Below are 20197 nucleotides of genomic sequence, written 5' to 3'. Positions count from 1 at the left end.
CATATTGCTTAGTCGTTACGAAGCGCAGCCATGGGTTTTGCTTTAATTAACAGTAATAATGGCCTAAAACACGCGAACATGGCAATAATTAAGGTAATTGTCCATGCCATTAATTGCAGCCGGACATCCATGATTAGCCATGACATTAGCTGTTCTTGAAGTATAAAATAACCAGCTAACACGGTTATTATTGCAAGGGCAAAGCCAACCAGCACAGGGATCACCGCCTCTTTGCTCATTAATTTAAATAAGCGTATCTTTTTAGCGCCGAGCGCCATGCGAATACCAAACTCATAACGGCGCAGACCTAGGTTATAGCTCAGCACGCCAAAGATACCTATTGCTGCTAATAATAGAGTAAATAATGCCAAGGTACTACACAGTGCTACTGTTAGGTGGCTCATATACAATAAATCATCGTACTCTTGTTGTAAGTCTCTAAATTGCCATAAAGTTAAGTGACTATTGGCTTTTCTTAATAAACTTAAAACTTGCTTGCTGGTCAGCTCAACACCTTGCTCTGTTTCAATAACAAACATATAGCTCCAAGGCTGTGCGGGCCACCACATGTGCCGACCAAATGATTCGTCGTAGTATTTAGGGTGGTTAAAGTCCTCCGTTATACCGACAATTTCAAACATTTTATCTTCAAGGCCTTTGTAGCTTTTACCGATAACATTTGTGTACTCCTGGTCGGGTAATAGCCATTTAGCGACACTGATAGATACCAATAACTCGTTAGTTTCACCGCGCATTGCTTGCTCACTAAAAGTACGCCCAGCGAGTATTTTTGTGCCCACTAAATCAAAGTAATCAGGCCCGACCCACTGGCTTGGAAAGAAGATTGAGCTTTTACCTGCAACATCGGTTAGGGTATTGGCATTTTGTCTTGCGGATACTGGGCTTTGCCCAAGAGCAACATCTTTAATGCCTTCGCTATTTTGTAATACTTTTTGATACTGCTTAATTTGCTCGTAGCGCTCAGCCAGTGTTGCATTGTTATTGGTTTGAAATAACTGTGCAAAGTACAGGTTTTCAGTGTCGCTACCCAGTGGGCGATTAATGGTGTCGAGTGCTTTGCTAACAATCATAATTGAAAAGCTAACTAATAAGGCTGCCACAAACATTTGTGTGCCAATTAGTATACGCACAGTACGACCAGATACTTGCGACACGCCGCCTTTGCCACTGTTTTGCATTTGGCTATTTAAGGTTTTGTAGTTAACTAAACGTGCAGTGATCACTGAGAATATGTACGCTAAAGCAATACACATAACTACCGCTATCAGCACCAAATTAAGGTCAACAGCCAAGCTGTTCACCAGTGGCAAGCGTCCTTCTGCAAGTACTTTGAATAACCGAATACCCCAAATAGATAAAAACAGTGCAATGCTGACCGATATACTCATTAAAATGAGTGATTGCAGTAAAATGCTGCTAAATAAAGTTTTACGTTTTGCGCCCAGTACAGCTTGCAGCGCTAAGGTTTTATGCTGTGCTAACGCGCGTGAAAAAAACAAGGTGCTGACGTTTAGTACAGCGATGACCAATAGCCCCACCGCGCCTGCAAGCATCATTAAACTAAGTTGATCGTTATTGCCAAGCTCAACTTCACGATACGGTGTTACAACGGGCTTTACATCAGTAATGCCGCCATTATTGAGCCACTCAGATTTAATGTTATCAATTTGGGCTTTTAAGTCGGTTTTTACTTGCTCGTTAGTGACGCCAGGCTTTAATACTGCAATCAGTTTTAAGTTTCTAAACGTGTTGGTCCACGGGCTTTGCCAGTCATCATTATGGAAAAATCGACGGTCAGAACTGGTTGGATACCACACATCAACAGAGCCCGCTTTAATCATGTAAGGTGGGCTGAAATTAGCCGCTACAACCCCCGTTATTATATGCCCATCACCTTCAATCTCACTGGCTGTTTTTAAGGGCTTACCAATTACATCAGGGTCACTATTAAAATGTTCTTTCCAGAACTTCTCTGAAATGACCGCGCTATTATCAGCTTCTTCTAAAGTTCCGCCCTTTTTAAAGCCATGTCCGAGTAAAAAAGGAGTATGTAGGAGCTCAAAATATTCACCACCGACATACAGCACATCCTTTTTTGGTTGGCCGTCTAAGTATAAAAAAACATTTTCAGCGGCATTCATCATAAAAGCTTGCTCAAAGCTTTGATTGTTTTTAAGCCAGTGCACCATCGATTGATAACTTTGAAAGCCAACCGCATCGTAGTCGTCATAGGTTAGGCTTTGCTCAACCACCACCATGCGGGTTTCGTCAAATACATCAAGGGGTTTTAAAAAGTAACTATTTACTAGGCTTAGCACTACAAATAAGGTCGCGAGAGTGAGCGCCAAGGTGGCTACAACGGCGGTAACAAACCCCGGTGCGTTCATCAGTGATGCCCACGCCAAGCGCAGTTGACTACGTGTTTTAGTTAAACGGCTCATGTTAAATCACCTCGGCAGTATCAGCGGATACAGCGCTGGTATTTTCAGTGTGCGTATCTTGGCGTGCTTGCGAATACGAGATAATTTCGCCATCGAGTAGTTTTAGCTGAGTTTTTGCGCGTCCTGCGTAACGTAAATCATGGGTTACCATACAAATGGTAGTGCCTTTTTGATTCAGTGCGTCGAGCAAGTCCATCACTGCATCACCATTTTTAGAGTCAAGGTTACCGGTTGGCTCATCAACCAATAAAATACTGGGTTTACCGGCAAGGGCGCGGGCAATAGCAATACGTTGTTGTTGCCCACCAGAGAGCTGATTAGGTTTATGTTGGGCGCGGTGCCCCATTTCAACCTCATCAAGAGCATGCTTTACTGCGCTCTGAATATCAGCTTGGCTCATAGCAGGCTCACGATAGGTCAGCGGCAATGCTACGTTATCAAACACCGAAAGTTCATCTATTAAATTAAATGACTGAAAAATAAAGCCAATATGTAAATTACGCAGCTCTGCCTGTTGGTCCATGTCGAGGGTGTTGGTATCGACGTTTTTAATAAAATATTGCCCCTCGGTAGGGCTGTCTAGCAAGCCAAGTAAAGATAACAGCGTTGATTTACCACAACCTGATGGGCCACTAATGCAAATATAATCGCTTTGATTTATTTCAAGGTCGATATTTTTGAGGGCGTAGGTTTCAACATTTTGGCTGCGATAAACCTTGGCGATATTTTTTAATGAGATAAGTGTATTGGTGTTCATAAACTTTCCTGTTCTATTTTTATAGTTGCCAAATGCTGCCATTTAGAGAGATCTGAAATGATCAGCTGTTCACCCACTTTAGCGCCGCTCAGCAGTTGAATTTTGTTATCACTGAGTGTACCAAATTCAATTTGCGTGGGGTGTGCTAAATGGGTAGTCGGGTTAAGTTTAAAAAGCGTAGCGTCAGTATCGGCTTGCACTTTGGTGGGTAAGTTAACGGTGAGTGCATTGGGTATGACGTGGCTTATTACATACCCTTCAATACTTAAATCTGGGCGTGCGTTAGCTGGCAACGAACCTGTTAAATCAAGTTCAATCATCACGCGGCCATCACTGACGATAGGGTCAATACGGGTGACAGTTGCGATTACTTCGCCACTATTACCCGTGCTAAACGTGTTTACTCTTGCTGGCATATTTAAAGCTATTTTTTCTGCATCGCTTTGTTGCACACTAAGCTCAGCCTTGAGAGCGGTATCTGAGCCTACTATGGCGAGGCGTGTACCTGGTGTAAGGTTTTGACCAAGCTCTACATTAAGCTCTTGCAGCATGCCGTCAATGCCGGCGGTGACCTGTAAGTCATCAAAGGCTTGCTGTTGTACTTGATAGTTCAATTCAAATTGGCTTAATAGCTCTTGTTGAATTTTACTGCGCTGATGGTGCATATCGGCTAATTGGACTAAGCGTTGCTTTTCAATATCAACACGTTGCTCTAGTTGCTTCACGGTTAATAAACTGCGCTTGTAATCAAGGCTTGAAACAATGCCTTGCTCGATTAATTTACTTTCGGCCTGTGCACGCAGTTGGGCACTTTCAAGCTCGCTTTTTAAAATAGTCAGGCTTGCTTGGCGCTCTAATAGCTGACTCTTTTGATTGATTATTTGTTCGTTAGCGCTGGCTTTTTGTCTTGCCAATTCGAGCCGTGCGACTGATAAACGTTGCGCTTGTAGTGGATTTACCAGGGTTAAAATAACGGTGTCTTTATTGACGCGGGTGCCGGGGTATACATGAATAGCTTCGACCATGGCGCTATCGGTATTGGTTAAATAACGCTGATACTTTGATTTTAAACGGCCAAAGCCACGTATTTTTATTACAAAATCAGCTTGAGTTACGGTGGCTATTTGCAGTTGATTAGCCGCCAATGTGGTAGGTGCTAGCCATGAGTAAATCAGCCAAATAATAAGCGCTATGCTAATAAGTAAGGTGCCAAATATGAGTTTTTTACGCTGACTCGGTTTGGTGCTGCGTTTTAAGGTGCTATCTATATCCATGGCATTGGTAATTTGTTGTTAAGGCAATTGAATAGCCTAAAGCGAATAACATGCCAAACTATAAGTGATTGAAATTGCTTGGTTTGCTTTTTTATTGTTAGAAGCAGTTTCCCAGCTTTGGGAAAATAAAATTAAAAGTGGGAGTGTGGCTTATAGGGCTTAATAAATATACTTGGAATGGTCGTGGCTATTAGGTTTTTTAATTCTTTTTGTTCATTTAGTTTATTTGTTTTTTCAGGTACATAGCGCTATTTTTCTTTTAAACACACCCTCCCATTGCCCGCAAACTGATAAGTGATAAAAATGAGCCAATTTATAAATAACCTTAGCTTTCGAGTTAAATTTGCTATTCCTGTCGTCGTCGCCTTAGTTATTTTTTCGGTGTTGTCGGGTTACGTGTTGTATACGTTTAAAGAGCAAGCTCGACTTAACAGTTTTATAAGCTTAGAGGTGCGAACGGTGCTGGACGATCTTGAAGACGGCTATCGTGATCTCTTTCAGGTGAAAACGGCAGGTTTGAGCATGGTGCTAGGACAAGGCGACAAACAAAACTATATAGTACAGCTTGCAGAGTACCGAGATAATATAGTCCGTATCGACGCGCGCCTTTCTAGCCCATTAAAGCTGGTGAAGTCTGGCTACATTGATGCGATCAATGCACAGCGGGTTACGAATATCAAAGCCGATGTCGCTATTTGGTCTCGTTACTACCAAGCACTTTTTAGTGATCACCAGCTTGCGGCTAGTTACTTAGCTGAGCATAAACAAGATATGGAAGCAGTGTTAGCGCGTATTCGCAAAAATGTTACTAGCATGCGTGATGAAATAGATGCCAAACTTACAAATTCTTTAATTGAAGTAACCGCTAATCAAGAGTCTGCTAGCTTTGCTTTGCAGTTTGGTATTGTATTGAGCTTTGTTTTATCAATAGCTGCAACTTGGCTGCTGTCTACCGTTATTTTGGCGCCGTTAAAGAAAATGCAGTTAGCATTAGAAAACATAGCTAGTGGCCAAGGCGATCTCACGCAACGGTTAAACAGTGAGTCAAACGATGAAATGGGTGCGCTTGCGCGTTCGTTTAATACCTTTATCAGTAAAATTCATAACACAGTATTGGCGGTTGTCGGCTCGGCTGAACAGGTGCGCAATGAAACTGAAAGTTTGCGCATTATTACTGCAAGTGTATTAAGTGAAGCCAGTAATCAGCAAATAGAAAGTGAGCAAGTGGCAGCTGCGGTAAATGAAATGAGCACGACCAGTGATAACGTAAGCCAAAACGCTAATGATGCGGCCAGTGCCACAAGTACTGCTAATAATGATGCCAATGTAGCAAAAGCCACAATTGAAGAAACCATTTCGTTAATTAATCAACTGGTGACCGACATTTCGGCATCGAGCGACGTAATAAACACCTTAGAGCAAGATGTAATGAATATCGCCACTGTGCTTGATGTTATCCGTGGTATTGCTGATCAAACAAATTTGTTAGCGCTAAATGCGGCCATTGAAGCCGCGCGCGCGGGTGAGCAGGGGCGAGGCTTTGCGGTCGTTGCTGACGAGGTGCGTTCATTAGCGAGTCGCACGCAAGATAGTACCGGAGAGATCAACGCCATGATTGAAAAGCTCCAACAAGGCACCAATCAAGCGGTTGGTGCAATGCAAGCCAGTACCAAAAGCGGTCAACAAACGATTGAGCACTCTCGCGGTGCCGCGCAATCGGTGCAGCGTATTAATGACGCAGTTACCATTATTAACGATATGAACATGCAAATTGCCACTGCTGCCACGCAGCAAAGCCAAGTGAGTGAAGATGTGAATATCAATGTGCAACGTATCGCGACATCAAGTGGCAATATGCTAGACAAAGTGGATCAGGCTGAGCGTGCATGCCAAGCATTGGCACAGCAGTGTCAACAGTTAGACAACCTAGTAAGCAACTTTAAAGTATAAGTATTATCAAGGGGGTGAATTATTTATCACCCCTTAAGATGCCTCTTTTAGCTAAACCTCAATAAATAATCAATTACAATCAACGAGTTATTAAACTGTAGTTTTGTGCATATTGTGCGTGATTTTTATGCGCTAAATGCATTTTAAGCAGATCAATGCAGCTTAAATTCTAAACATTTCGTTAATCTGACGTTAACACTATGCTCGAAGACAGATAGCAGTGTGTAGTCGCTCATCTAACGACAACAAAATCATCAACAGGTGTGGAGAGAACAACCAATGAAAGCAAGTAACACACAATTGGCTTTAGCCATTGCAGCAGCGCTAGCAAGTACCTCAGCATTCGCTGCCAATGACACTGAAAAATTACAGCAGCAACTAGATGAACTACAAAAAGAAGTCGCTGCGCTGAAGAAGTCTAGCGGCTTTAATTTGGAATTTGGTGGTCGAGTGCAACTTGATTACAACTATTTTGATGGTGCATATAACGCGAATAATGACGGTGATGCGGGCGGTGATTTTTTTGCGCGTCGTATCCGTACTTATGTTGAAAGTGAGCATGGTAACTGGGATCACAAGTTACTGCTTGAATTTGCCGAAGGTACAGCAGAAATCGTGATGGCGCGAGTTCGTTATAATTTCGATAATGGTCTAAAAATTAAAGCGGGTAAAATCCGTGAAGACATCACTTTAAATGGCTTAACGAGCTCTAAGCATACCAATACTATAGAGCGCAGTACGCTAGCCAATACTTTTTCGCCGTTCTTCCGTTGGGGAGCGTCAGCGTCTCAATACTTTAAAGACAGTGGTTTTCGTTATGCCGTTGGTGTTTATAAAAATGATGCCTTTGGTGCGACGGGTCATGACGAAGATGATCAACTAACACTCGCTGCAACGGGACGTGTTACTTGGTCAAGCGCAGCCCCAGGCGATGTGATTCATTTAGGTGCGTGGCATTCATACCGTGATATGGGTGGTAACGAGTTAGGTGCGCGCTTTGCCCGTGGCGAAATACGTGAAGCCAATGTACGTCTTGTTGATTATGCGGTGGGTGGTAATGCCGTGGCATTGGATAGTTTGTCGCAAAGTGGTCTTGAGTTTGCGTATCAAGCTGATGCATTAACGCTAGAGGCTGAATACGCAAGCCGCACACTCGATGCTGTTAATGGCGCCGACCCGCTTGATGGCGAGCGTTATGATGGTTTTCATGTATCAGCGAGCTACTTCTTAGGTGGTGAGCAACGCAGGTACAAAGCCGGTTCAGCATTATTTGTACAACCTAAAGGCATTAAAGATGCGTGGGAGCTTGTCGCCCGAGTATCACAAATGGATGCAACAAGTAGCACGCAAGGTACTGAAGTAACTACTTATACCCTAGGCACATCCTATTATATCAGCAGCGATATCAAATTTATGGGCAACTTGATCTACAGCGATGTAGAGGGTCCAGGCGCAACTGCGTTAGTGGGTGATGAAGACTCAGGTATGGGCTTTAGTGCGCGCATGCAGTATTTATTTTAGGAGTAAATTGAGATGAACTTACTTAAAAAATCATTTAAATCATTTAAAACTACGGTACTTGCGGCATCGTTAGTACTAAGCAGTCCGTTTGCTATGGCTGACATTCACTTTTTAGTACCGGGCGGCCCTGGTGGCGGCTGGGATACCACAGCACGCGGTGTGGGTGAAGGTTTAGTGAAAGCGGGTATTGAAGATAATGCGTCTTTTCAAAATATGTCGGGCGGCGGCGGTGGCCGTGCAATCGCTTATCTGATTGAGTCTGGTACTAAAAAAGGCGATATCTTAATGGTTAACTCAACACCTATCGTGTTGCGGGCACTAACCGGTAAAATTCCTTACAGCTACCGTGATTTAACTCCCGTTGCCAGTATGATTGCCGACTACGGTGCGTTTGTAGTACGTAACGATTCGCCATTTAAAACCTGGCAGGATGTGATCGCAGCAATGAAAGAAGATTCAGGCTCTGTAAAAGTAGCTGGTGGCTCTGCACGTGGCAGCATGGATCACTTAGTTGCAGCGCAAGCAGTTAAAGCGGCAGGCCTTGACGGACGTCGTTTGCGTTATATCCCTTATGACGCGGGTGGTAAAGCCAAAGCAGGGATGTTATCTGGCGAGGTTAACTTACTTTCTACCGGACTTAGCGAAGCGTTAGAAGTCGCTAATGGCGGTCAAGCCCGCATTCTAGCTGTGACCTCTGGTGAGGCACTACCAGATTATCCACAAATTCCAACCTTAAAATCACTTGGTTATGATATGGAGTTTGTTAATTGGCGTGGTTTCTTCGCGGCACCTAATTTACCGGCTGATAAACTTGCAGAATACACCGAGAAGTTACGTAAATTACAAACCACTCCAGAGTGGGAAGTAGTCCGTGCACGTAACGGTTGGTTAAACCTATTCCAAGAAAAAGATCAATTTATAAAGTCACTTGAACAGCAAGAAGCACAGCTTAAAGTTGTTATGGAAGAACTCGGCTTTATTCGTACGTCACGTTAATCGAGGCTTTTATGTTGAATCGCGAACTACTAGGGCCAAGTTTATTCTTGGCGCTATTTACCCTCTACGCCATTGTTGCATGGCAAATTCCGTTACTCCCATTTGAAGAGTATGAAACGGTTACTTCTGCCACCTTACCTAAAGTATATGCGGCATTTGGTATTATCGTTTGTCTGCTTTCTATCGGGGCTACTTTACTTAAACCAACTGCAGCCGTTGATGAAGATAATGCGCTCGAAAAGTCACATGTATTGCGAACAATCGGGTTGCTTATATTGATGGTGATATATAGCGCAGCGCTTGAGCCTATTGGCTTTTTAATCTCAACCAGTGCGTTTTTATTAGTTGGCTTTTTTGTTATGGGTGAGCGCCGCAAGGCTATTCTCTTATTGGCCTCTATCCCTGTTGCTGTAGTGTTTTGGTTTTTAATGACCCAAGTGCTCGGTATTTATTTGGTTCCTGGCAACCTGTGGAGTTAAGTTATGTTTGATGGAATTATGCTGGGCTTGTCGACCGTACTCGACTGGAACAATTTATTGTATGTCATAGTGGGTTGTTTTGTTGGTACCTTTATCGGCATGCTTCCGGGGCTTGGGCCAATTACTGCTATTGCGTTAATGATCCCAATTACTTATAGCATCGGTGCCGATTCGGGGATGATTCTGATGGCGGGGGTGTATTACGGTGCAATTTTTGGCGGTTCAACATCATCTATTTTAATTAATGCCCCAGGGGTGGCGGGTACAGTTGCGTCCTCCTTTGATGGCTATCCGCTGGCTAAACAAGGTCATGCTGGCAAAGCATTGGCGATAGCCGCTTACTCCTCCTTTATCGGCGGAACCATAGGCGCAATTTTATTGATGGTTGCAGCCCCCTTGTTGGCAAAAGTATCGCTGAGTTTTCAATCTCCAGATTACGTTGTACTGATGTTTTTAGGTTTAACAGCGATCGCGGCGTTTTCTAATAAAGGGCAATTTTTAAAAGCCATGATGATGACAGTATTTGGCTTAATGCTCGCGACTGTGGGGATTGATCCATCATCTGGTACTGAGCGTTTTACGTTAGGCCAAGCTGACTTACTTGATGGCATTAGCTTTTTATTAGTGGCAATGGCTACTTTTGCACTGGCTGAGGCGCTTATTAATGTAGTGCGTCCAGAGAAAAAAGAAACTAAGAGTATTAATGATTCAGACACACCGCAAATCGGTTCAACTAAATTGACCAAAGAAGAGATCAAAGACATTGCGCCAGTTATTGGCCGCTCGTCTATACTTGGTTTTATTGTTGGCGTATTGCCGGGTGCAGGTGCCACTATCGCTAGCTTTATGGCGTATGCGACGGAACGTAACTTAGCGCCTAAAGGCTTAAAAGAAAAGTTTGGTAAAGGTTCATTACGAGGCTTGGCAGCACCGGAGTCAGCGAACAATGCTGCATGTACCGGTTCATTTGTACCATTATTGACATTAGGTATTCCAGGCTCGGGTACTACGGCTATTATGTTAGGTGCCTTAATTGCTTACGGTATTCAGCCAGGTCCAATGCTGATGCAAGAAAACCCAAGTGTATTTTGGGCGGTTATCGTTAGCATGTACTTTGGTAACATCGTATTGCTGATTTTGAATCTTCCTTTGATACCATATTTTGCAAAAGTATTAGCGATGCCAAAATCAGTATTAACGATAATGATTTTGTTCTTCAGCTTAATTGGTGTGTATTTAGTTTCCTTTAATACCTTTGATTTATTTATGATGGTTGGCTTTGCTGTGGTGGCGTTGGTATTACGATTACTGGCTTTCCCAATGGCACCATTACTACTAGGCTTTATTTTAGGCGACATGATTGAGCGTAACTTCCGTCGTTCAATGATGATCTCGGATGGTTCATTAAGCTTCTTATGGGAACGCCCACTAACATTGAGCATTTTTATTATCTCAATATTAGTGTTGTTATTTCCATTAAAAGACTTTATAACCCAACGCCGGGCAGATAAAGCGGCGCTTAAAGTGAAGCAAGAGCATGCATAATTGAGGTAAAAAATGAGCTACACCAAGACGCAAAATCCGCTGCAAAACATAGTTAAAAAGCCTAAGCGTTTAGAAACGCGGTTAATAATTTGGGTTACAGGGCTGTGTGTATTACAAGCGGTGTTATTTGGCGGTTTGGTGTATCGAATTACCGCACAAAGTTTGCATGATCACATTGGTGACAAAGCACTCGCTGTGGCGACGAGTATTGCATCAAGCGATGATGTCGTTAAAGCTTTAAAGAACCCTAGTAACTTGGTGGCAATCAACCAAGAAATAGAAAATCTGCGCCAGCTAACTGGCGCAGATTTTATTGTTATTGGTGATAAAAATGCGCATCGAATCGTCCATCCAGATAGCAATAAACTCGGTAAAAAAATGGTTGGCGGTGATAGCCAAGACGCGTTACACGGCGAGCGTTATATTTCAGTGGCGCAGGGCAGCTTAGGTGAATCCATTCGCGGTAAAGTGCCGGTATACGATGAGCAACAAAATATTATTGGTTTGGTCTCGGTCGGTTTTTTAGTGCAATCGGTTGAGCCGTTGATCCGTGAGCGGATTGTTGAAATTATGATTTGGGGTTTGTTGTTAGTTGCTTTGAGTATTATTGCCGCTATCTTTATTGGTCAGCGAGTAAGAAATGCCATCTTTGGTTTGCAACCAGATGAAATAGCGAGGTTGTTTTCAGAGCAGGACGCTATTTTAAATACCATGCGTAGCGGTGTTATTGCACTTGATCCCGACGGACGAGTACGCAAACTGACTCAGCGTGCTTGCGAAATTTTAGATAAACCAGTTGTCTGTATTAATCAGTCATTAACTCTGAAAGATTTACTGCCAGAGCATGCTGAGTTTTTATTACGAAATCAGCGTCGTAAAATGGTTGGCTTTGAGTTGTTTGCTGCGGATAAACGTTTGGTGTTGTCGCGTTTTTCATTGCAAGTGCAAGGGCAGGCGGATGGTATTTTACTCACTCTGCGCCCAGCTGATGAGCTTGAATACTTGAGCCAGCAACTTACTAAAGTACAAGCATTTGCCGAGTTGTTAAGGGTGCAAACCCATGATTATTCGAATAAGCTAAATCTAATTGGGGCGCTTATTCAAATGGGTAAAAATGAGCAAGCAATCGAATTGATCGGCCAAGAAAGCCAAGGTTCACAAGCACAGATCCACCATTTATTAGAACGTATTCAAGATCCTGTGTTAGCCGGTTTGCTGGTGGGTAAATACCATAAAGCCCGCGAGTTAAACGTAGTATTGGAATTAAACCCAGAAAGTTTACTTGGTGCCATCGCACGTACTGAAATGTTAGAACGAGTAGTATCAATCTTGGGCAACTTAATTGATAACGCCATTGATGCGGCGATCAGAGCCAGTAAAGATCGAGAACCTCATGTACGAGTCACGGTTGATGAAACGAGTAAGACATTATTGTTTGATGTCGAAGACAGTGGTTTTGGCTTGGGTAACGACCATGAAGTGATATTTACCCCACAATACAGTTCAAAAGCAGGGGCAGAGCATGGCATTGGTTTATATTTAGTGAAAACTAATTTAGATTCGTGTGGTGGTAGTTTAGAAATTGGTGAGTCAGATTTAAAAGGCGCGAGATTAAGCGTCTATATTCCTAAATAACCCTAAGGTAATTTAGGCTAATAAGCAGTGGCCAAGCAAACAATAATAAAAGTAAATGGGCTAACATTGCAACGCTAAAATGAGTAATAAAAAATGACATATTCAGTAGTTATCATCGAAGATGAGCTCGAAGTTGCACAACTTCTTGCTCAATACCTGCTTTTACCGAATGGGGTTGCGGGGAATCAAACTGCCCGACAAAGCTTGCGTCAAGGTCAGTATCAAGTAGTTGGTATTGCAGCAAACTTAAGTACAGCTACCGCACTATTACAGGCGATAGAGCCCGATTTGATCTTACTTGATATCCATCTACCAGATGGCAATGGCCTTGAGTTATTAACAGACTTGCGTCGGCGCTCAATTAAAAGCGAAGTGATGCTACTGACTGCCGCCAAAGAAGTCGAAACTCTTGAAAAGGCAATGCAGTTAGGGGCGTGTGATTTTTTGGTTAAACCTTTGATGCTTAATCGACTTGATCAGGCGTTAGCGCGATTTGAGTCACGCCAGCAGTGTTTGTCTGATGCTAACGAGGTGACCCAATCTATGGTCGACACTTTATTTGGCTCAAGCGAACAAAGTAAAGCACCGGTTAGACTGCCTAAAGGGGTTGATCAGCTTACTTTAAAAAAGATTATTGATGCATTTAAAGAGCACAAAAAAACGCCTTTTACAGCACAGCAAATGGGCGATCTTGTAGGAGTAAGTCGCTCAACTGCACGCCGTTACTTAGAATATTTACTAGAGGCAGAGCAAGTCAGTGCCGACCAAAGCTACGGCAGCATAGGTCGGCCAGAGCGCTGTTATAAAATGGCTTAGTTATCTGGCAAAGCGCTTAAGTCTACCTCAGGCGCTTGACCAACTGGGCGTTCAAATTCACTGTGTAATTTAGTTGGGCCTGTAAAAAAGCCAGTGTTGCGTAAGTAAAAACCTGCGTTTTCAGTGCCTCCTTGATAATCCATTCTCGATTGCTTGGCAGCCGTTGCATCATAAGTAAATTGTGCTTTATCAAGCGAGTGCCATTGGCCTTGAGTATCTCTGAGCCACTGATTACTGTATAGCGCTTTGCGCTCGAATTGCCCTGCATCAGGGATGAAGTTTTCTAAGAAGCTGTGTGGCCTTGCCACATATGTATCTGTACTAGGGCGTCTAAATGAAGCAATGAACAGCCACTTTGCGGCGATAGGATCATAAAAATATGCGCTGTAGTCGGTATGATTAGCAAGGTTTTCAGTCGGATTTACTTTCAATAAAAAGCGGTAGGTTTGTTCTGCTTGCCAAGGGAATACTAAATAGCTTTGCCCGCCAGAACCTTCATTACCAAACTTACCGGTATACACATCATGTCCTTTAGCTAATTGCTGAATACGCATTTCCACAGGAATAGCAGCTGGATCATCGGTCTGAAAAGGACTCCATACTGAAAATAATACTCGGCGTTCAGTGTCAGAGTTTACTTGCATACCAAAGTAACCCTCAGCAAAACCATTGGCCATAAAATACGAGCCTTGATGATCATACCCTTGTGGTACGCTCAGCTCTGAATAGAACCATTGATAGTTTTTAGTCTTGTCAGGTATGGGATAGTTTAAATGCACGGAAGGCCCGCGACGACCCCAATAAATATCATCTTTTACATATAAAGGCGCCGCCGACTCTTTATCTAGCGTGACAATAAGACCTTGAATATCAGCAAAGGTGTCAGCTGTTTTAGCGATACCGGTAAGTTGCAATTGTTGGTATCCGATTTGATCTGGCAGAAACTCGCCAAGATCGATATCTTGAAATTGCTGATTAGTGAGCGTAATTAACTGACTCTGTTGATTAAAGTCGACTTTAAGCTGGCTGCGATCGCCTGCAACTTTTACGCGCAACTTTAAATTAAAAGCCGCTTTTGTTGGCAGGTAAAAGTAGTGATTAACTGGTATTGCAGAGTCTTGCCAGTGCGTGATCCCCACATCACTAATCAGTTTTTTATTTGCTGCGATACTATGGCTAGTAGCACTATTGCCATAACTGGGAATAAAGTAATCCGTGGTTTGGTTTGCCACTGCAAATGGCGAAAATGAAGTCCATAATAATGAACCAATAAATAGTAAAACTCTCATAGTGAGCTCCATAAAAAGCGCCGACAAACGGCGCTAATATAAGAGGGTATACCCAAGCCTCCTCAAGATGTGAATTCTGCATCTTGAGGTGGTTTGGGTATAAGCTTAAAATGATGCTGAAAAGCCAAGGCTAATCGAGCGACCATAGCGCGCTAAGCGACGAATTTGTTCTTCTGTTTTTACGTATGACCACTGTCTTTCATTGGTTAAGTTGGTTACGCTTAAATCAACTCGCACTTTCTCAGTGATATTGTAACTGGCACTGAAATCGTATTGGCCGTAGTCTGCCGCCCATTCTGGTCCGCCCCATGCATCAGGATAGACTAAGTAGTCGTCGCGCCAGTTATAAGCAATACGGGTTTGATAATCACCTTTTTCATAATAAATAACCGCGTTATACGAGTGCTCAGACATCCCCACAAATGGCAGATCATTTAGCTCTTCGTCGTCATAGCTGCTGTCTGTGAAAGTATAGTTTATTTGTACACCCAGGCCATCGAATGGTGCTGGAAGTATTTCGTCAAAAGACTGCTGATAAGCTGTTTCAAAGCCTAAAATTGTTGCGCCTTTTTCCGATGTAGGTGAGATTTTTGTAAAAACTGGGCCTTCTACAGCCACTCCATCTTTAAAATAATTACCCACTTGCGCAGTGCCTACTCGGCCGCGGGCAATCACTGATTCGATGTCTTTATAGTAGGCTGCAAAGGTTAGTGCACCATAGTCAGAGAAATACCATTCAATCGTCGTATCTATTTGATTGGCTCTTAGTGGCTTAATACCCGGGTTTGAGGCATGGTATTCGGCATTATTAAAATCTAAGTAGCTATAAGGCGATAGATAATCTAAGTTTGGCCGTGTGATTACTTTAGCCGCACTAAAACGATAGAGTAAGTCATCACGTAGATGCAATTTAAAGTTTAAGCTCGGTAGTACGTCGGTGTAGCTTTCTTCAGTGGTGGAGCGGGTGTAATAATCTTCAATTTCACCCTCAACGCGATAGCTTAATGCGCCATCTTTTTCGGTTATATTGTAACGAACATTATCAACATCAAAGATGTAACCATCTGATGTGACATCGGTTTGTATTACACGGACGCCCATGTTTAGTGCAAAAGGCAGTTTAGCAATATCGCCTTGTAGATTTGCTTCAACAAAAGCCGCTAAGGTCTGCTCAGTAAGGGCGAATGAATCCTTTGGGCTGTTCTTTGCGACAATTTTATCTTGCGCCGCTTGTGGATTAATTGATTCATAAAAAGCATACAGTTTGTCGTAATTAAAGCTTGCCCATGGATCCGGATGTTTACCAGGCTCACCATCTAAGAAGTTATCAAAGTTAGCTGGCACGAGTACATCTGCTGGTAAACGAAATAGGTTTAAGCCGCCTAGCTCTTCAACACTTGAGTCGTCAAAACTGTCGTATTCTGAGTTTTTAAAATAAGCGCCACCATTACTGAACATTGATGCATTTTTTGATTTATAAACACTGCGTTCTTTGGTTTGTTTGCCGTAATGAACGCCAAATTGAATATCTTTCACTAGTTCAAAAGAGGGAATATAGGTTGCTGCTAAGCGCACCTCTTCTATTTGGTCTTTCACATCGGTGCCTGAATTGTAGCTGTAATGCGCACCAAAAGGTTGTTCTGCACTCAGTGCTGGGGTCATGGTCACATCTGGCAGCATATTACTACCGGTTTGGTCGATAGTGATACCATCAACAAAACCACGTGCAACAATAAAACGATTGTTACCATTGCTGACATTTTTAGCTTGTGACTGTGAAATATCTAAATCAACCGTTAAGCTCTCAGTGGCATACCAAACCGTATTAAAACCCCATTGCCAAGTATCTGTATTACGTGGCACAGACACATTTAACAGCTCAGCCATTGCGCCATCAACTAGTTCTACATAATTAGCATTACCATCTTCATTGAACTTTACTTCACCGATAGCGGGGATCCCCGGTGTCCAAGATTCATCATAGGTTACAAATGAAATTTGATATTGCTCACCATTGGTTTCGTATTGTGAGTACATGCTGTCAAAGTTAACATCTATACTATCTGACGGGCGCCATTGCAGCGCTAAGCTTGCACCCAGTCGCTCACGCGTATCCTGCCAATTTGAATAACGTACGTAGCCTGGAATAATCGATGGGTATGATTGCTCATTATCTTCAAGCTTGCCGTTACCGTTACTATCGATTGGGATACGTACATCAACATTCTCGTCTGGATCATAAAAACCTTCACCTTCATAAGAGTCTTCACGCTGTGTACGTTCAGAATATACCGCTGTAAACAGCGCTCCAAAGGTATTATCAAAAAAGGTATCACTAATTAAAAACGAAGCTTGTGGATTGGTGTCGCCAGTACGTTCTTCATAAATGCCTTTGGCACTGCCTGATAAAGTGAAACCATCTAAATCCAAAGGTTTGCGGGTTTTGATATTGATAACTGAGCCAATGCCGCCTTCTTGTGTTTTACTTTGTGGGGATTTGTATACTTCGAGGGATTGGACTATTTCGGGGGCGATTAAATCAAAATTAAAGTTACGGCTAGAATGCTCTGATGCCATGCGTCGGCCATTAACGGTGGTAACGTTGTAGTCACCACCTAAACCTCGCACGGTAACATTTTGGCCCTCGCCGCCGTTACGCGTAATTGCAATCCCCGTCATCCGTTGCAATGCCTCGGCAATGTTTTGGTCGGGAAACTTACCGATATCTTCAGCAACGATAGCATCCATAACCCCCACAGCTTGTTGTTTTAAATACAGGGATTCTTTAATACTCGAGCGAACACCTCTAACTTCAATTATTTCGACTTGCTCTGCTTCGGCTTCTTTTTCTTTTTTTTTGTCTTCATCAGCTGCCAGCGAGGTGCCACTGAAGATGGCGCTCATAGACAAAAACAGTGTGGACAGTTTTAGTTGTGCTTTCATAATAGTTACCTGTATTTTACTTGTTGATGGTTGTTTTTTTATTGAGTTATTGCCACGCGTGTTGAGTGTATTTTTCTCCAACACGCGTGAGGTTAATTACGAAATAATGCCAAGTGGTTTTGCTTGCTGCCAAAGACCACGGGTGAAATCTGGGAAGTCTTTGCTGTTACTTCTATCGGCTACAGAATCAACAGATAGCGGGAAAACAGCTGACCATGCGGCTGCGTCATACACATCTTGATCAAGTGGTTCGCCATTGCGTAGGCAAAAAATAATCCGCCAAAACATCAAGAAGTCCATGCCACCATGGCCGCCGTTGCGTTCAGCCTCAGCGCCCATTTTTTGCCAGAGCGGATGATCGTATTTGTTATACCAATCAGCCATGTCGTAATCCCACTCGTGATAGCTTTTACTGCCACCTTGCTCAAGTGCGATCCTATTTGGAAAGCCAGCAAACACACCGTTAGTGCCTTGAATTAAGTTATGACGAGAATAAGGACGTGGGGTGGTGGTATCGTGTTGCACCATAATGCTGCGACCTTTAACCGTTTTAATAATGCTGGTATTCATATCACCCGCAATATAGTTAAGTTTGTTGCGGCTATGATCTGCGGGGAATTCTTTTTTAGCGTAGGCTGCACGGCCTAATGATGGCGAGCTCATCGAGCTTATATAGTCAAAACGATCGCCACGATTGATATTCATGTATTGTGAAACAGGGCCTAAGCCATGAGTTGGGTATAAATTACCATTAACCGCTGCATGCCATGGTGTACGCCAAGAACCTGTTTTATGGTCAATTTCTTTCATTTGCCAGCGTAGCTCATGGATATATGCTGCTTCACCATGCAACAATTCACCAAAAACGCCTTGGCGAACCATATTAAGAACCATTAATTCGTCGCGTCCGTAGCAAACATTTTCCAACATCATGCAGTTTTTTTGAGTTCGCTCAGAGGTGTTTACTAGTTGCCATGCCTCTTCTACAGTCACTGCTGCTGGTACTTCAACAAAAGCATGCTTGCCGCTTTCCATGGTATCGACAGCCATCGGCGTATGCCACTGCCATGGTGTTGAAATAATAACAATATCAATATCTTGGCGTTCTAGCATGCGACGGTAATCGTGATCGTTTTTGCCATAGGTATCTGGTTTTTTAAAACCTTTATCAACGACAATCTTCACGGCCCTGTCTACAACGGCCTGGTGGGTATCGCAAATTGCTTTAATTTCAACGCCATCGAGATGACAAAAATGCTTAACAGCACCAACACCACGTTCACCCACGCCAATAAAGCCAACCCTTACTACGTCCATTTTTGGCACTGTTAAGCCAAGGGTTGAACGTCCTTGTTGTGCGGTTCTTAATATTGATTTGGAATTGGTGGTAGAGGTACAACCCAAAGCCGCGCTGGTTGCTGCAATTGCGGCCATTGATTGTAAAAATCGTCTACGGTTGAGATCGCCCATAACATTGCCCTTATTGTTTATTATTTGTAAATTTGTTTTCGCAGGCTTTTATTTGTACACACAATGAAATGTCAATGCAAGATAAAAATCTTTCATTCACTTTCGTTTTGGTGGTGTTGTTTTTTATTTTTTATTTTAAAGTCTTTATTTACAATGGCTTAATTTCACTTTTTAATGTTTAAAGATAAATGTAAAAAAATTGAATTGAAAGTAAACGAAAGCTGCGTACAATGAATGAAAGTTAACAATGAAAGAGAGCGGGCATGCTTAACACTATCGAAAGGCGTCATGAGATTGTGCAATTGGTCTACAAACAAGAGCGGGTGCAGGTTCCTGAGTTAGCTCAGTTGTTTGGTGTTTCAACGGTAACTATCCGTAACGACTTAAATGAGTTGGATGAAAAAGGATTGTTGGTACGGTCCCGTGGTGGTGCAGTTGCCAGTAATCGCTTAACTCAAGAATTATCATTAAAAGAAAAACACGATGCAAATCGCGGTATTAAAGAGCGCTTAGGTAAATTTGCAGCGAGTCTAATTAAGGATGGTGAATCGATTATTTTAGACTCAGGGACAACAACTGAAGAAGTCGCTAAAAATCTAACCAGCCACCACGGCGTAGTTGTGATGACCAATGGCTTAAATGTGGCGCACTCACTACTTAATGCGCCATCGGTTGAAGTGTTAATGACTGGTGGCACGCTACGTAAAAAATCACTGTCATTTTATGGCCGCCAAGCTGAACAGCACTTACAACAATATCACTTTGATAAGTTAATTTTGGGTGTTGATGGCTTTGAAAAAGATATTGGTATTACAACGCACTTTGAGCTTGAAGCTCTGCTAAATCGGGTGATGTGTGAAGTATCGCGAGAGATCATAGTAGTAACAGATTCTAGTAAATTTAATCGTAAAGGCGTGCATAAGATTATTGCCGCCAGTGAAATAAACGTACTGGTTACAGACAGTGGAATTCCAGCAGAGATAAAAACCGCGCTCGAAGATGCAGGTGTGCGGTTACATATTCTCGATCTTTAACTTTCATAACTAAACAAAGATTATCT

14 protein-coding genes are annotated in these 20197 nt (G+C 42.8%); 8 read left to right on the top strand and 6 right to left on the bottom strand.

All coding sequences use genetic code 11. The annotated features are described in order from the left end of the window. Window positions 1–8: 8 nt before the first annotated feature. From H5182_RS09820 to H5182_RS09810, 3 genes are read right to left on the bottom strand one after another with little or no spacing between them, the layout of a single operon-like run. Complete coding sequence (locus H5182_RS09820) at window positions 9–2462, bottom strand: ABC transporter permease (protein WP_149982235.1); 2454 nt, start codon at window positions 2460–2462, stop codon at window positions 9–11. Between the two features lies 1 nt (window position 2463). Further along, on the bottom strand, window positions 2464–3219 hold the full coding sequence (locus H5182_RS09815) for an ABC transporter ATP-binding protein (protein WP_182735021.1): 756 nt from the start codon (window positions 3217–3219) through the stop codon (window positions 2464–2466). Beyond that, window positions 3216–4493 (bottom strand): efflux RND transporter periplasmic adaptor subunit, encoded by a 1278-nt coding sequence (locus H5182_RS09810; protein WP_145240305.1) that lies wholly within the window; start codon window positions 4491–4493, stop codon window positions 3216–3218. Before H5182_RS09810 ends, H5182_RS09815 begins: the two co-directional genes overlap by 4 nt. A gap of 303 nt (window positions 4494–4796) precedes the next feature. On the opposite strand from H5182_RS09810, the gene H5182_RS09805 reads away from it, so the two are divergent. The 7 genes from H5182_RS09805 to H5182_RS09775 all read left to right on the top strand — a co-directional run bounded on the left by H5182_RS09805 (window position 4797) and on the right by H5182_RS09775 (window position 13435). Continuing rightward, the gene (locus tag H5182_RS09805) at window positions 4797–6443 is read left to right on the top strand and encodes a methyl-accepting chemotaxis protein (protein WP_182717510.1); all 1647 of its coding nucleotides are present in this window, start codon (window positions 4797–4799) and stop codon (window positions 6441–6443) included. Window positions 6444–6722: 279 nt separating this feature from the next. After that, entirely contained in the window at window positions 6723–7964 is a 1242-nt protein-coding gene (locus H5182_RS09800; protein WP_145240101.1) for an OprO/OprP family phosphate-selective porin, read from the top strand. Window positions 7965–7976: 12 nt separating this feature from the next. Next, window positions 7977–8960, top strand: coding sequence for a tripartite tricarboxylate transporter substrate-binding protein (locus tag H5182_RS09795; protein WP_182759943.1), 984 nt, complete (start codon window positions 7977–7979; stop codon window positions 8958–8960). 11 nt (window positions 8961–8971) lie between these two features. After that, window positions 8972–9439 (top strand): tripartite tricarboxylate transporter TctB family protein, encoded by a 468-nt coding sequence (locus H5182_RS09790; protein ID WP_145240097.1) that lies wholly within the window; start codon window positions 8972–8974, stop codon window positions 9437–9439. Between the two features lie 3 nt (window positions 9440–9442). Continuing rightward, a complete protein-coding gene (locus tag H5182_RS09785; RefSeq protein WP_145240095.1) occupies window positions 9443–10984 on the top strand; it encodes a tripartite tricarboxylate transporter permease in 1542 nt (513 codons plus the stop codon). A 12-nt stretch (window positions 10985–10996) separates the two neighbouring features. Beyond that, a complete protein-coding gene (locus tag H5182_RS09780; protein ID WP_182759942.1) occupies window positions 10997–12619 on the top strand; it encodes a sensor histidine kinase in 1623 nt (540 codons plus the stop codon). A 93-nt stretch (window positions 12620–12712) separates the two neighbouring features. Further along, complete coding sequence (locus tag H5182_RS09775) at window positions 12713–13435, top strand: response regulator (RefSeq protein ID WP_149982231.1); 723 nt, start codon at window positions 12713–12715, stop codon at window positions 13433–13435. Here the strand turns inward: H5182_RS09775 and H5182_RS09770 are convergent. The 3 genes from H5182_RS09770 to H5182_RS09760 form a co-directional block, all read right to left on the bottom strand. After that, a complete protein-coding gene (locus tag H5182_RS09770) occupies window positions 13432–14724 on the bottom strand; it encodes a DUF3472 domain-containing protein (protein WP_182735022.1) in 1293 nt (430 codons plus the stop codon). The two genes, H5182_RS09775 and H5182_RS09770, sit on opposite strands and share 4 nt — an antisense overlap. A 105-nt stretch (window positions 14725–14829) precedes the next feature. After that, complete coding sequence (locus H5182_RS09765) at window positions 14830–17667, bottom strand: TonB-dependent receptor (protein ID WP_182759941.1); 2838 nt, start codon at window positions 17665–17667, stop codon at window positions 14830–14832. A 96-nt stretch (window positions 17668–17763) separates the two neighbouring features. Then, on the bottom strand, window positions 17764–19137 hold the full coding sequence (locus H5182_RS09760; protein ID WP_182730721.1) for a Gfo/Idh/MocA family protein: 1374 nt from the start codon (window positions 19135–19137) through the stop codon (window positions 17764–17766). Window positions 19138–19400: 263 nt separating this feature from the next. On the opposite strand from H5182_RS09760, the gene agaR reads away from it, so the two are divergent. Continuing rightward, complete coding sequence (gene agaR / locus H5182_RS09755; RefSeq protein ID WP_145240083.1) at window positions 19401–20171, top strand: transcriptional repressor AgaR; 771 nt, start codon at window positions 19401–19403, stop codon at window positions 20169–20171. Window positions 20172–20197 lie beyond the last annotated feature (26 nt).

This window comes from Pseudoalteromonas sp. SG44-17, assembly GCF_014164235.1.
Classification (GTDB): Bacteria; Pseudomonadota; Gammaproteobacteria; order Enterobacterales; family Alteromonadaceae; genus Pseudoalteromonas; species Pseudoalteromonas rhizosphaerae.
Note: the sequence above shows the minus strand (reverse complement) of the source record. Positions and strands in the feature narration are given on the sequence as shown.

Bases quoted from the DNA above. Each gene is read 5' to 3' on its own strand.
- H5182_RS09790 (WP_145240097.1), top strand. From the start codon at position 8,972: ATGTTGAATCGCGAACTACTAGGGCCAAGTTTATTCTTGGCGCTATTT.
- H5182_RS09815 (WP_182735021.1), bottom strand. From the start codon at position 3,219: ATGAACACCAATACACTTATCTCATTAAAAAATATCGCCAAGGTTTAT.
- H5182_RS09810 (WP_145240305.1), bottom strand. From the start codon at position 4,493: ATGGATATAGATAGCACCTTAAAACGCAGCACCAAACCGAGTCAGCGT.
- H5182_RS09765 (WP_182759941.1), bottom strand. From the start codon at position 17,667: ATGAAAGCACAACTAAAACTGTCCACACTGTTTTTGTCTATGAGCGCC.
- H5182_RS09820 (WP_149982235.1), bottom strand. From the start codon at position 2,462: ATGAGCCGTTTAACTAAAACACGTAGTCAACTGCGCTTGGCGTGGGCA.
- H5182_RS09785 (WP_145240095.1), top strand. From the start codon at position 9,443: ATGTTTGATGGAATTATGCTGGGCTTGTCGACCGTACTCGACTGGAAC.
- H5182_RS09760 (WP_182730721.1), bottom strand. From the start codon at position 19,137: ATGGGCGATCTCAACCGTAGACGATTTTTACAATCAATGGCCGCAATT.
- H5182_RS09795 (WP_182759943.1), top strand. From the start codon at position 7,977: ATGAACTTACTTAAAAAATCATTTAAATCATTTAAAACTACGGTACTT.
- H5182_RS09775 (WP_149982231.1), top strand. From the start codon at position 12,713: ATGACATATTCAGTAGTTATCATCGAAGATGAGCTCGAAGTTGCACAA.
- agaR (WP_145240083.1), top strand. From the start codon at position 19,401: ATGCTTAACACTATCGAAAGGCGTCATGAGATTGTGCAATTGGTCTAC.
- H5182_RS09780 (WP_182759942.1), top strand. From the start codon at position 10,997: ATGAGCTACACCAAGACGCAAAATCCGCTGCAAAACATAGTTAAAAAG.
- H5182_RS09770 (WP_182735022.1), bottom strand. From the start codon at position 14,724: ATGAGAGTTTTACTATTTATTGGTTCATTATTATGGACTTCATTTTCG.
- H5182_RS09800 (WP_145240101.1), top strand. From the start codon at position 6,723: ATGAAAGCAAGTAACACACAATTGGCTTTAGCCATTGCAGCAGCGCTA.
- H5182_RS09805 (WP_182717510.1), top strand. From the start codon at position 4,797: ATGAGCCAATTTATAAATAACCTTAGCTTTCGAGTTAAATTTGCTATT.